Below are 13,409 nucleotides of genomic sequence, written 5' to 3'. Positions count from 1 at the left end.
ACCCACTCCGCCCCGTAGGGAGTTGACTGGTTCAGAGCCCAGCCAACAATTCGTTCAGTGTTTGCTGACGTTTCTCCCACATCTTGATCACTTCATCGCGTGTCATGATGTGCATGGGCGATCCGCCAGCTTCCATCTTTTTCACCACACGATCGTTGGCGAACATCTCGGGAACCGTTTCCGCAAGTTTCTCGATCACCTCGGGCGGCGTTCCCTTGGGCACCATCACGCCCCGGAAATTGACCGACGAGTTGTCGACATCAAGCCCCTGTTCCATCATAGTCGGCACGTCGGGCAGGAACGCGTTTCGCTCAAGATCTGCGACACCCAGGATTTTGACGTTGCCCGCCTCTTTTGCGCGGAACGCATCCGACAGGTTGTTTATACCACCCATGACTTCGCCAGCAATTACCGCTTTCATGGCCGCTGCGCCGCCACCTTTGGTCGGGATATAGGCCATCGTTGTTCCTGCAGCCTTGTCGATTTGAAGAGCCGCAATGTGGTGACCAACAAAAAGCCCAGCCCCGGACACGGTAAGCTTGCCGGGGTTTTCCTTGGCATATGCGACAACACCTTCCATCGAGTTGAACGGGCTGTCCGCACCAACCACGAAGACAGCCGGGTCAGCACCCCAGTTGGCGATGGGCTCAAAGCTGTCGACCGAATACTCGACCCCACCCTTGATCGATTGGGCGATGAAATGTGGAACATTGTAGGCAGCAAGCGTGTAGCCATCGGCGTCGGCCTGGGTTGCGAACCAGTTCCAACCCACACGCCCTCCGGCGCCGGGTTTGTTTATGATGGCGATTGGCATTCCCAGCGCGTCTTCATTCCCGGATGTCATGGTGACAATCCGCGCCTGAAAGTCGGTTGCGCCACCAGCGCCGTAACTGACCATCATCATGATTGGGCGTTCGGGATACTCCTCGGCAACCGCCGCGCCCGTCAGGCTCGTGAGGGCCAGTGCTGCCCCTGTAATCAACCGTTTCATTTGCGTTTCCTCCCTATTTTGGTTCACCCGCATCCCTTGCGGTCAGAACAGAAATTCCCTTGGTGTGTAGACTTGCAGAAGCATGGCAAAGAGCCCGTACATCACCGCCACAAAGATCGCTGTGATGACACCGCGCTTGACCCAGGTTTTGGCTTCGGAATGTGGGTCTGGATCGTAAATCGACAGCAGAATGAAAAACGCGATTGCCGTTGCTGTGTAGAACCCCAGCGATTTGGACGCCCAGAAGACATAGATAAGGGTGACGAACAGGCCCGGCAGCATGTTGATGAACATCATGCGGGTCACGCCGTTGCCTACCTTGGACAATCCCATCAGCGCTTTGCCGAAGGTCCACCCTGCCAAAACCACAAAGACCGAAGCGATAAGACGCGGAAACAGAAATGCCTCGACCGGTTGTTGAGTAAAGCTGACCCAGGTTACCCAAAGTCCTACGGCAAAAACCAAACCCGACCCGATTATGTGTTGTGTGCGGTTCATGCCTGTGCCTCCTCTTTGGTGGTATAGCGCCGGTGGCGAAGTTCCATCCAAACCGAGTAGGCAATTGAAGCCAGTACAACGGCGATCAGCAGAAGATTCAATCCGCCCGTCAGGAAGTAAGAGGCCTTGCCGACGGTCGCGTCCGCGATCATTCCGCCCTGAATGAAGTTGGCTTCGGCAATCGGACCAAGGATCAATCCCAGTACCAACGGAGCAGCCGAGAATCCAAATCGTTCCAGAAAGAACATCCCAATGCCAAGGCACGCCATGACATAGACATCCCCCATCGAACTCTGAACCGAGTAGGCGCCGAAGACCGAAAGGGCCAAAACAACGGCCGCCATGACCGATTGCGGCACCTGCGCGACACGCGCGGCCAGACCAGCAATGTATAGGCCGAAGACGCACATCAGGACCTGGCCGATCAGCATGGAGTTTATGAACGTCCACGCAACGTCCGGGTGGTTGTCGAACAGATCCGAGCCCGGAAAAATTCCGTGAATCAGCAGCCCGCCCAGCAAAACGGCTGCGGTTGGGCTACCCGGGATCGACAAGGTCAACAACGGTACCAGAGATGGGCCCACCATCGCATTGTTGGCGGACTCCGCGGCAATTACGCCCTCGGAATGACCCGTGCCGAACTTGTCCTTCTCGGCTGAAAACTTCTTACTCTGATCATAGGCAACCAGCCCGGCAATTTGCCCGCCAACGCCTGGGATCAGGCCAATGATGGAACCTGTCAGTGTGCCGATGCTAAGTGCTCGGGTGCGGCTGAACAGTTCTCGCAATGCGGCCATGATCGAATGGCGCTGTACTTCGATGACTTCAGCACCCGTGTCGTGGCGTCCCTTTGCAAACATCGTCAGCACCTGAGGGATCGCGAACAGACCGATCAGCGCCGCGATAATGTTGATGCCGCCGCCCAGTGCAGGGTGAAAGATAAAGCGTTGCGCGCCCATAATGTCGTCGAAACCGACTGTCGCCAGCCACAATCCGATACAACCCGATAGCAAACCTTTGACCACGGATGCAGAATCCAGCGTGCCGATCACAGTCACCCCTAAAATGGCCAGCCAGAACAGGTGTGAGGGGCCAAACGCCAGCGCCCATTTGGCCAAAACCGGTGTCAGAAAGATCAATAGGAGCACACCGAAGATGCCGCCAACCGCCGAGGCCAGAAACGACAGTTGCAGCGCCCGCGCCCCTTGTCCCTGCTTGGCCATGGTGTGGCCGTCCAGAGTGGTGGCAATATTGGCTGGAGCGCCTGGGATTTTCAGTAGAATTGCACTCACCGCGCCACCAGCAACGGTCGAGGTATAGGCGGCTCCCAGCAAGATCAGCCCCTGTGCGGCCTCAAGCTGGAAGGTGAACGGAATCAAAAGGGCAACCGCCATCGTTGGTGACAAGCCTGGTGTCGCGCCCAGGATCAGCCCTCCGATCGTGCCGCCCAAAAGCAGCAAGAAGGACATCGGTGTGAACACATCCCCGAAGTAGTAAATGAATTCCATCCAGTGCCTCCCAACCCGTTTGTCTGCACTTTTGGTTTGTTGACAAATCAGGTTAGGGGATGAAAATAGTATTGCAAATGTTTTCATAAAATCGACCGAACAGGACGAAATTATGTCTAATTTTCAGCATGGTAAAGTCGATATCGTGGCAGTCGCAAAGGCCGCGAAGGTTTCACCGTCTACGGTTTCTCGTACCTTCAATCACCCTGATCTGGTCAGCCCTGCGACTCGCAAAAAGATCAACAGGGCAGTGCAGCGGCTCGGGTATATCCGCAATCGTGCCGCTCAAACAATGCATGGCAAACGGTCAGGAACGATTGGCCTGGTCGTACCAACTATCAACCATGCCATCTTCGCCGAGGTCATTCAGGCTTTTTCCGACTCTATCGACAAGGCAGGATTCAGCCTTCTACTGGCGTCGCACGGGTATGATCTAGATCGGGAATACGCGATGGTCCGCAAGTTTCTTGAACATCGTGTGGACGGCGTGGCATTGGTTGGCTTGGAGCATTCCGATGCCACCAATCGGTTGATCACGCAGCAGAAAATACCTGCACTTGCGATTTGGAACTACTCAAAGGATTCGGAACTTCCTTGTGTCGGGGCCGACAACCAGTTGGCCGGCCGTCTCGCAACAGAGCACCTGCTGGCCCTAGGGCATCGTGACATTGGGCTGATCTTTCCAAAGACCAGTGGTAATGACCGCGCGCAACATCGACTTTCCGCCGTGCACGAAGCGCTACAAAATATGGGTGTCTCCGTTCCGGGCGAGCACGAATCTGAAGCTCCTTACAGCGTTTCGCAGGCCAAGCAGGCTGCGCTGAACCTTTTGGCGGAAACATCTCGACTTACGGCTTTGTTATGTGGAAATGACGTCATAGCGCAGGGCGCTTTGTTTGCGGCCCAGAAACTGGGGTTAAACGTTCCCGGCGATCTTTCAATTATGGGCATCGGAGATTTCAAGGGATCGGCTGATGTTGAGCCGGGGCTCACCACCATTCGAATCCCCGCCGAAGCCATCGGTAAACTCGCAGGTGACAAGTTCACCGATTACATTACGTCAGATGAGTCGGAACATTTTAAAATTTGCTGCGAGCTGGATTGTGTTGTTAGAGGAACAACAGGTCCAGTGTCAGTATAATAGTCGGCATTGCCAACTTGTTTGCACATTCAGAACGGATGTGTCGCAAACTATGAGGCCCGGTTGACGAACATGCGCGATTTGACGTTTTCCCCATCGAATAGTTCGTTAACAGATTTCAACATGATCTCATTAAAAGGCTGCCATCTCCTCAAAGATGCAGTTTTGTAAGCTGGGTACATCTATCAGTTCTGACACTAGTCCGACCCTGCGATAACAACTTCGATTTCATTTTTGTCGAGCATGGCCAGGATGTTGGCAGGAGGAACGCGGTCCGTATACAAAACATCAATTCCGGCCATGTTATGGAGAGATATCGGAGCCCGCTTGTTGAATTTTCCGCTGTCGGCTACGACGATGCGCACCTGCGCATTTTCAGCTGCAGCACGCGCGATATTGGCCTCTTCAAGATCATGAAGCATGAAGCCCAAATCGCCATTCACGGCTCCAACCGAGAACACTGCCAGCTGTACGTTGAAACGCTTCACAAGATCCAATGCCTCTGCACCGAAAGCGCCCCCATCATGGGCGCGCAGTTCTCCACCCGCCAGAAACACCCGGTTGTTGTTGTGCTTTGACAACGTGTAAGCGACGAAAACCGAATTTGTAACTACAAACAGGTCTTTGTGTTTCCGTAGCGCAAGCGCGACGTAGGCGGTCGTCGAACCGATATCCAGAAATAGGGAATCCCCGTCGCTAATTGTATTTGCGACTGCCCGGGCTATTGCTTCTTTCGCATGTGCTTGCGTTCCCAAGCGGTTTTCAAAGGGTGGCTCTATGGCGTCTTCGCTAAGATGTACGCCGCCATGAACCTTCCGCACGATCTTGCGCTCTTCCAGCGCCTTGACGTTGCGCCGGATCGTTTCATTGGAAACATTCAGTTTTTGAGCCAGGAGGCTGACCCTGCACGATCCGCCCGCATGTTGCAGCTCGCGAAGGATTTCTTCTTCGCGCTGATTTGTGGTTTTTCGTGGCTTTAACATGCGACCTCCTGAAAGGGGGATACGGCAGTCATCCCAATAAAACAATATTACGCCCAATACGGTGCCGTTCGGGGCTTTTTGTGTGAATTATAACGAATAGTCGTGGCGAAGTGTGGTTTTTATTGACGTAGTTGTCAGATTGGCGCAGCATGGAAGTGTAATAAACGAAAAACACTCAAAAAGCCACATTCAGGGAGCACAACATGATCAGGAAATTCAATGCACTACACGCAATGGCATTAGTCGCTGGCGTAACTGCTTCGGCTTCTTGGGCCGCCGAATCGACGGACCCAATCAAACTGACGTTGCATGATTGGTCAGGGCAGCTGATCAACACCAAGATAATGGGATCAATCCTGCAAGAGGCCGGATACAACGTTGAATATGTACAGGCAGACTATATCGCTCAGTTTGCGGGCCTGAAGACAGGTGATCTACATCTGGCAATGGAAATCTGGGAAACCACCGGGCGTGAAGCGCTGGACGAAGCCACCGCCTCTGGCAATGTGGTGAACGTTGGTGAAACCGGTCTGATGGCGATCGAAGAATGGTGGTACCCGACTTACATGAAAGACCGCTGCCCCGGCTTGCCAAACTGGGAAGCTCTGAAAGACTGCGCAGGGGAATTTGCCACGGCTGAAACCTCGCCAAATGGGCGCTATGTCGGCGGACCCGTGACCTGGGGCGGTTTCGACGAAGAACGCGTCGAAGCGTTAGAGTTAGAGTTTGAAGTTGTCCACGCAGGCACGGATGCTGCGCTTTTTGCAGAGCTGGAATCCGCATATCAGCGCGAAGATCCGATCATGCTGTGGGTCTATGTTCCGCACTGGGCCCCGGCCAAATATGACGGTGAATTCGTGGAGTTTCCGCCATACTCGGCCGAGTGCTACAGCGACCCGTCCGTCGGTGTGAACCCGGCCTTGGCCTATGATTGCGGAAAACCGCGCGGTCCGATCTGGAAGGCTGCTTGGTCTGGCCTGCAAGAAAAGTGGCCGGGCGCGTATGACATCATCGAAGCCTATAACATCAATAACGACGAGATGAGCGCCATGGTCGGCAAAGCCGATCTGGACGGTGTGGATATTGATGCAGTTGTCGCGGATTGGATGGAGACGAACAAGGACCGTTGGTCTGGCTGGATCTCTAAATAATCTGCTTGGCCGAAGCGGTTACCCCGCTCTCCTCTACCGCTTCGGTCTTTTTCCGTCTTAGTCCCGGACACCACTGATGACTCCCACAACAAAACTGTCCTGCCGAAACGTTTGGAAGCTTTACGGTCCAAACGCCGAGACCCTTCTGGCGCAAAATCCGAACCCATCGGCAGATGACATTCGAAATGCGGGTGTGATCGGAGCGGTACGCAACGCCAATATTGAAATCGTTGAAGGTGAAATCTTCATCATCATGGGCCTGTCCGGTTCAGGCAAATCAACCCTGGTTCGTTGTCTGTCCAGGTTGATCGAACCTACAAGCGGTGAGGTTCTGTTCGACGACGCCGACCTGCTGCGCGCCAGCGAGAAAGAAATGATTGAAATCCGCCGGCACAAGATGGGCATGGTGTTTCAGCATTTTGCCCTGCTGCCGCACCTGACCGTATTGCAGAATGTGATGTTCCCCCTGACTATTCAGGCTACGCCCAAACACGAAGCCGACGCAAAGGCGAGAGACGTGGTGGAACTGGTCGGCCTGAAGGGGCGCGAGGACTACTATCCACGAGAGCTCTCGGGTGGTCAGCAACAGCGTGTGGGCATTGCTCGATCGTTGGTGACAGAGCCCGATCTTTGGTTTCTGGACGAGCCTTTTTCGGCCCTCGATCCGCTGATCCGGCGCGAAATGCAGGACGAATTTCTGCGACTCCAGGAACGGTTGCATAAGACTATTGTCTTTATCACGCACGACTTTGAAGAAGCCGTTCGCTTGGCCGACCGCATCGCCATTATGAAGGATGGTGAAGTCATCCAGATCGCCACCCCGGAAGAACTGGTGATGAATCCAGCGACAGAATATGTGGCTGAATTCACGCGCCATATTCCGCGCTCCAAGGTTTTGACGGTTGGTGGTGTAATGACCGTCGGCGCTGCAGGTGAAGGTGAGCCCATTGTGCAATCGACCCGCGTCTCGACCGTGGCGGAACGGATCATCGCCGCAGATGCGCCAATTCCCGTGACAGACAGCAATGGGCTGGTTATTGGCGCCATTGATCGCAAGGCTGTGGCCCATGTGCTATTCGGTGAAGGGGACGCGGTATGAGCCGCCTGTCCCGCAGTCAGCTCATCATTCTGCTGTTTGTCGGACTCACGATCCTGCTGGGGTATTTCGGCAGCAACCTGGGAAAAGCGCTCGATGCGCGCTGGATCACCAAATTCCCGTCGGCTTGGGTCGTCCCGTTCAAAACTTATATCTCATCTGCAATGTCCTGGCTGATCGAGGATGCTGCAATCGGCCCAGTTTCGTTCACCGACGTTACCCGCGCTGCTGCTTGGTTGATAGAACAGCCCTATGACCTTGTCTTGTCCCTGCTGGCCGAGGGTTTTGTCACCGGGCAAGGCAACGATGCGCAAGTCATCCTACCTGCGATCAGCTGGATTGTGGTTATCACCGCCGTAATAGCTTTGGGACAGTATTGCCGGGACTGGGGGTTGGCGGCGTTGGTCGGCGGCTGCTTTACCTATCTGGCCGTTTTTGGCCAGTGGGACAGCGCGATGGTAACGCTTGCCTCGGTCCTGATTGCGGTGCCGATTGGCGCGGGCGGCGGGCTGTTGTTGGGGATATTGGCCTATCGCCACCTGACTTTCGATCGCATCATCTCGCCCATTCTGGACCTGATGCAGACAATTCCGATCTTTGCCTATCTGGTACCAATTCTGTTCATGTTCGGCTTTGGACCGATTTCGGCGCTTGTTGCAACTATCATCTATGCGACACCACCCATGGTGCGGATCACCACGCTTGCCTTGAGAGCCGTCGACCCCGAGATTTTGGACTTCGGGCGCATGGCAGGCACGACGCAAAAACAGTTGATGTGGCGCGTTTTGGTTCCTTCCGCCAGCCACAGTCTGATGGTAGGCGTCAATCAGGTGATCATGCTGACGCTGAACATGGTCATCATTGCCTCGATGATCGGGGCCGGAGGATTAGGGTTTGACGTCCTTGCCGCGCTGCGCCGACTGGACATCGGCGCTGGGTTCGAGGCAGGTATTGCCATTGTGGTTCTGGCCATTGCCGTCGATCGCCTAAGTCAGGCTTTTGCCGAGCGTATGGGGCAGGTACATCACGAGCTCCCCGGCTCGTGGATCACCCGCCATCGCCGGACAGTTCTGGTAATGATCCTGCTGATTTTGACCTGGGTTCTGGGACAGTTCTCACCCCTGTTGCTGGAATATCCTGAAAGCCAGACGATCACCACTGGCGGGTTCTGGGATGACACGGTCAAATACCTGAACATCAATTATTTTGACACGTTTGAGGCGATCAAGATCTTCTTCCTGACGTGGTTCATGATCCCGATCAAAACGGTTTTACTGGGAATCCCATGGCCTTGGGCCATTGCCATGCTGACCTTGCTGGGTTGGCACGCAGGGGGCTGGCGGCTGGCGCTGCTGTGCGGAGGACTGGCGTCGCTGATCCTCGTGTCAGGACTGTGGGCCAAGGCAATGGTGACAGTTTATCTCTGCGGTGCCTCTGTGTTTCTTGCTACCCTGATCGGTGTTCCGCTGGGCGTTGTGGCTGCTCTGAACAAACGCGCCGGGACGGTGATCAACCTGTTGATTGATACGTTGCAGACTTTGCCCAGCTTTGTTTATCTGATCCCGGTTGTGATGCTGTTTCGCGTCGGCGATTTCACTGCGCTGATTGCCATAGTCCTTTACGCGCTGGCCCCGGCCGTACGTTATGCGGCCCATGGCGTGCGCTCGGTCAGTGAGGAATTGATCGAGGCCGGATTGGTCTCTGGGTGCACACGCACGCAACTTCTGCGCCATATTCGCTTGCCCATGGCCCTGCCCGAAATCCTTTTGGGTATTAACCAGACCATCATGCTGGCGCTGTCCATGCTGGTTATCACCGCCCTCGTTGGCACCCGCGATCTGGGGCAGGAAGTCTACATTGCCCTGACAAAGGCTGACACTGGTCGAGGTCTGGTGGCAGGGCTGTCCATCGCATTCATTGCCATCATCGCTGATAGGCTGATCAACGCAAGCGCTCGTCAGGCACGCATCCGCTTTGGAATGGAGAGTTGATATGACCCAATCCGACCTGATGACCCGCATTCGCAAGCTACCGATCTGGCAGGGCGAGATCAAAGCCACCCCGTTGACGGGTGGGATTACAAATGTGAACTACAAGGTCACTGACAGCAGTGGATCCTATGTGGTGCGTGTCGGTGACGACATCCCTTTGCACCAGGTGATGCGCTTCAACGAACTGGCTGCCAGTAAGGCCGCCCATGCTGCAGGTCTGTCACCCGCTGTAGTGTTTTCGTCCAACGAATTAACAGTGCTGGAATTCGTCGAAAGCCGCACTCTGATCGAAGAAGACGTACGCGACCCCAGTATGCTGCCTCGAGTGCTGGAGCTCGTGAAAGCCTGCCACCTTGAGGTGCCCAAGCACCTGCGCGGCCCGTCGCTGGTGTTCTGGGTCTTTCATGTCATCCGCGACTATGCCGCCACCCTCACCGATCATGGAAGTTCGCATAAAGGCCTGATCCCTGAACTTGTGCAAATTGGAAATGATCTGGAAGCCGAGGCCGGGCCGTACGAAATCGTGTTTGGCCATAACGACCTGCTTTGCGGCAACTTTCTGGACGATGGCACCCGCCTGTGGCTGATCGATTTCGACTACGCGGGCTTCAACTCGCCATTGTTTGATTTGGGTGGGCTGGCCTCGAACAACTCTCTTTCCAATGAACAAGAGGACTGGGTTCTGGAAACCTACTTTCAGGCACCCGTCACCAACCAATTGCGTCATCGCTATACGGCGATGAAATGCGCCTCGCTGCTTCGTGAAACCATGTGGAGCATGGTGTCCGAGATCACCTCGGATATCGACTTCGACTATGCAGCCTACACAAGTGAAAATCTCGCGCGGTTTCGCACGGCCCTGACCGATTACAAAAACACCTGAGGACAGATATGACCGACCTTCCAAATACAGCCAAAGCCGTCATCATCGGCGGCGGCATCATCGGCTGCTCGACCGCCTATCACCTTGCCAAGCTCGGTTGGACCGACACGGTGCTGCTGGAGCGCAAAAAGCTGACTTCGGGCACCACATTCCATGCTGCGGGTCTGGTGGGGCAGCTGCGTTCGAACGCCAATATCACTCAGCTGCTGGGATATTCAGTCGATCTGTACAACAAGATTGAAGAAGAAACCGGTCTGGGAACGGGTTGGAAAATGAATGGCGGTTTGCGTCTCGCCTGCAACGAGGAACGCTGGACCGAGGTCAAACGGCAGGCCACCACAGCCCATTCCTTTGGTCTGGACATGCAGCTGCTAACCCCGAAGGAAGCGCAGGATCTTTGGCCGCTGATGGATATCGGTGACGTCATCGGCGCGGCGTTCCTGCCCACCGATGGGCAAGCAAACCCCTCGGACATTACCCAGGCGCTGGCCAAGGGAGCACGCATGGCAGGCGCGAAGATATTCGAGGATACCAAGGCCACCGATCTTGAAATCGAGAACGGCAAGATCCGCGCCGTAATCACTGAACATGGCCGTATCGAATGTGAAAAGGTGATCGTGTGTGCCGGTCAGTGGACGCGCGACTTTGCCGCCAAGTTCGGTGTGAATGTGCCGCTGGTGCCAATGGAACATCAGTACATGGTCACAGAACCATTTGGTGTACCCGGTGATCTGCCTACCCTGCGGGATCCCGATCGGCTGACCTATTACAAGGAAGAAGTTGGTGGGCTCGTCATGGGCGGTTATGAGCCGAACCCAATCCCATGGGCGGTGAATGGCATACCTAAAGATTTCCACTACACCTTGCTCGACAGTAACTTCGACCATTTCGAACAGATCATAGAGCTGTCGCTGGGCCGGGTGCCAGCGTTGGAGACCGCAGGGATCAAGACCCTAACCAATGGTCCCGAAAGCTTCACTCCGGATGGCAACTTCATTGTAGGTGAAGCACCAGAGCTGAAGAATTTCTTTGTTGGTGCTGGTTTCAACGCCTTTGGCATTGCTTCTGGCGGTGGCGCCGGAATGGTGCTGGCAGAATGGGCCGCCAAGGGCGAGCCGCCCTTTGACCTGTGGTCCGCCGACATTCGCCGTTTTGGCCGCCCGCATTTCGACACCGATTGGGTTCGCACCCGCACAGTCGAAGCATATGGCAAACACTATACCATGGCCTGGCCACACGAAGAACACGAATCCGGCCGGCCCTGCCGCAAGTCACCGCTATACGATTTGCTGAAGGATCAGGGCGCTTGCTTTGGTGAAAAACTGGGTTGGGAGCGCCCGAACTGGTTTGCCGACGCATCGCTGGGCGAGGCACCCAAGGACGAATACAGCTTTGGTCGCCAGAACTGGTTCGCTGCTGTTGGCCGTGAACACAAAGCCGCCCGAGAAGCGGCAGTGCTGTTCGATCAAACATCATTTGCCAAATTCGCGCTGAAAGGCCCCGACGCCCAGGCGGCGATGAACTGGATTTGTGCCAATGATGTGGACAAACCGGTGGGTGCGCTGGTCTATACCCAGATGCTGAATGATAAGGGCGGAATTGAATGCGACCTGACCGTGGGCCGCGTAGCGCATGATGAATTCTACTTTGTCACCGGCACCGGTTTTGCCACCCACGACTTCGACTGGATCAGCCGCAATATTCCGGACGGGCTGAACTGCCAGCTGTTCGATATCACCTCCTCAAACGCAGTATTGTCGCTGATGGGGCCGAGGGCACGAGATATTCTGGCGGCAGTTACCCGCGACGATGTGTCGAATGACGGGTTCAAGTTTGGCACGATCCGGACAATCGGCATCGCCGGTTGCCCTGTCAGGGCACTGCGGGTGACATATGTGGGCGAGCTTGGCTGGGAACTGCACTTGCCTGTTGAATACGCGCAAACAGTCTATTCTGCGCTGATGCAAGCAGGGCAGCCACAAGGACTGGTAAATGCAGGCTACCGCGCAATTGAATCTCTTCGGTTAGAAAAGGGTTACCGGGCCTGGGGGTCCGATATCGGGCCCGATCACACACCGTTTGAAAGCGGTCTGGGATGGGCTGTGAAGCTGCGCAAAAACATAAACTTCAAGGGCCGCGCGGCAAGCGAGAAGCAAAAGGCCGAGGGCGTCAAAAAGATGCTGGCCTGCTTCACCGTCGACCCCGATGTGGTGCTGTTGGGCCGCGAAACGATATACCGGGATGGAGAACGGGTGGGTTGGCTAACGTCGGGAGGCTATGGCTATACAACCGGTAAATCCATCGGTTACGGCTATGTCCGAAATCAGTTCGGCGTCGATGCAGATTTTGTTACGTCCGGCACGTATGAGTTGGAGGTTGCGACCCAACGTGTCTCCTGCGACGTGACACTTCAACCGCTTTACGATCCCAAAATGGACCGTATCAAATCATAACACAAACTCCTGTTACCTGGATGAGGTTGGGGCAAATGTGTCCCAACCTCAATACCTCAGGAAACGTGGTTATTTTCCAGGTAAACCGAGAGGTATCTCGGCAGGATTTACCGCCCAGATCACCAGGTTTCTGGCAGATTTGGAATGCACAAGCACTTTGTTTCCAGTTCTCGCCGCGCAAAAGTCAAATACCCCGCCAGACTACATGCTCTGGAGAGGCACAAGTCAGATGTTCAACTGCATGGATGACTTTGTTCGGTCCATTGCAACGAATGTTCTGAACTTTCGGATGTTCTTGTTCGAAAAGAACAACCGTTGGGTAAGCTTTTCATATTCGGACATATCTCGAACGATAACGATCAGAACAAAATCCACTTCACCAGTAACATAGTAGCATTGCTGAACCTCAGGGGCATCATAGAAGCTTTTCTTGATTTCATCGATTTTTCCGCCAGTCTCGGTTTTTAGTTCGACTTCGACGAAAATGGTCAGCGGCAATCCCACGGCTGCCGGATCAATATGCGCTGACTGCGCGGCAATGACCCCCTCCGCCTCCATGCGTTTGATCCTCCGCTGCACGCTGGGCGCAGACAGATTCACGCTTTCACTGATTTGACGGTGCGGCACCGTATTGTCCTGCTGCAACACCCTAAGAATCGCGAGATCGAAGCTATCCAGACTTCCTGATGAATATTTTTGTTTCATGGCGACCTC

The 13,409-nt window shown here is 54.9% G+C and carries 11 protein-coding genes; 6 read left to right on the top strand and 5 right to left on the bottom strand.

Features of this window, described 5'->3' with window-relative positions; translation table 11 throughout:
• Positions 1-31: 31 nt before the first annotated feature.
• From ACR0ES_RS15530 to ACR0ES_RS15520, 3 genes are read right to left on the bottom strand one after another with little or no spacing between them, the layout of a single operon-like run.
• A complete protein-coding gene (locus ACR0ES_RS15530) occupies positions 32-991 on the bottom strand; it encodes a Bug family tripartite tricarboxylate transporter substrate binding protein (protein WP_480488016.1) in 960 nt (319 codons plus the stop codon).
• A gap of 42 nt (positions 992-1,033) precedes the next feature.
• Entirely contained in the window at positions 1,034-1,489 is a 456-nt protein-coding gene (locus tag ACR0ES_RS15525) for a tripartite tricarboxylate transporter TctB family protein (protein WP_480483463.1), read from the bottom strand.
• Complete coding sequence (locus ACR0ES_RS15520; protein WP_480488014.1) at positions 1,486-2,997, bottom strand: tripartite tricarboxylate transporter permease; 1,512 nt, start codon at positions 2,995-2,997, stop codon at positions 1,486-1,488. Before ACR0ES_RS15520 ends, ACR0ES_RS15525 begins: the two co-directional genes overlap by 4 nt.
• A gap of 112 nt (positions 2,998-3,109) precedes the next feature.
• Between ACR0ES_RS15520 and ACR0ES_RS15515 the strand changes: the two genes are divergently transcribed.
• Positions 3,110-4,138, top strand: a complete 1,029-nt coding sequence (locus ACR0ES_RS15515) for a LacI family DNA-binding transcriptional regulator (protein ID WP_480773823.1) — start codon at positions 3,110-3,112, stop codon at positions 4,136-4,138.
• A 197-nt stretch (positions 4,139-4,335) separates the two neighbouring features.
• On the opposite strand, the gene ACR0ES_RS15510 is transcribed toward ACR0ES_RS15515, so the two are convergent.
• A complete protein-coding gene (locus ACR0ES_RS15510) occupies positions 4,336-5,121 on the bottom strand; it encodes a DeoR/GlpR family DNA-binding transcription regulator (protein ID WP_480483469.1) in 786 nt (261 codons plus the stop codon).
• A 203-nt stretch (positions 5,122-5,324) separates the two neighbouring features.
• On the opposite strand from ACR0ES_RS15510, the gene ACR0ES_RS15505 reads away from it, so the two are divergent.
• The 5 genes from ACR0ES_RS15505 (at position 5,325) to ACR0ES_RS15485 (ending at position 12,695) form a co-directional block, all read left to right on the top strand.
• A complete protein-coding gene (locus ACR0ES_RS15505) occupies positions 5,325-6,272 on the top strand; it encodes an ABC transporter substrate-binding protein (protein ID WP_480488010.1) in 948 nt (315 codons plus the stop codon).
• 76 nt (positions 6,273-6,348) lie between these two features.
• A complete protein-coding gene (locus ACR0ES_RS15500) occupies positions 6,349-7,371 on the top strand; it encodes a quaternary amine ABC transporter ATP-binding protein (protein ID WP_480546022.1) in 1,023 nt (340 codons plus the stop codon).
• On the top strand, positions 7,368-9,359 hold the full coding sequence (locus tag ACR0ES_RS15495) for an ABC transporter permease (RefSeq protein ID WP_480871248.1): 1,992 nt from the start codon (positions 7,368-7,370) through the stop codon (positions 9,357-9,359). The genes ACR0ES_RS15500 and ACR0ES_RS15495 overlap by 4 nt, the downstream gene beginning before the upstream one ends.
• A 1-nt stretch (position 9,360) precedes the next feature.
• Positions 9,361-10,242: a phosphotransferase gene (locus tag ACR0ES_RS15490; protein WP_480483477.1), complete on the top strand. Its 882-nt coding sequence runs from the start codon at positions 9,361-9,363 to the stop codon at positions 10,240-10,242.
• A gap of 8 nt (positions 10,243-10,250) precedes the next feature.
• Positions 10,251-12,695: a GcvT family protein gene (locus tag ACR0ES_RS15485; protein WP_480871247.1), complete on the top strand. Its 2,445-nt coding sequence runs from the start codon at positions 10,251-10,253 to the stop codon at positions 12,693-12,695.
• Between the two features lie 225 nt (positions 12,696-12,920).
• On the opposite strand, the gene ACR0ES_RS15480 is transcribed toward ACR0ES_RS15485, so the two are convergent.
• On the bottom strand, positions 12,921-13,400 hold the full coding sequence (locus tag ACR0ES_RS15480; RefSeq protein WP_480871246.1) for an Lrp/AsnC family transcriptional regulator: 480 nt from the start codon (positions 13,398-13,400) through the stop codon (positions 12,921-12,923).
• Positions 13,401-13,409 lie beyond the last annotated feature (9 nt).

This window comes from Ruegeria sp. N7, assembly GCF_056531345.1.
Note: the sequence above shows the minus strand (reverse complement) of the source record. Positions and strands in the feature narration are given on the sequence as shown.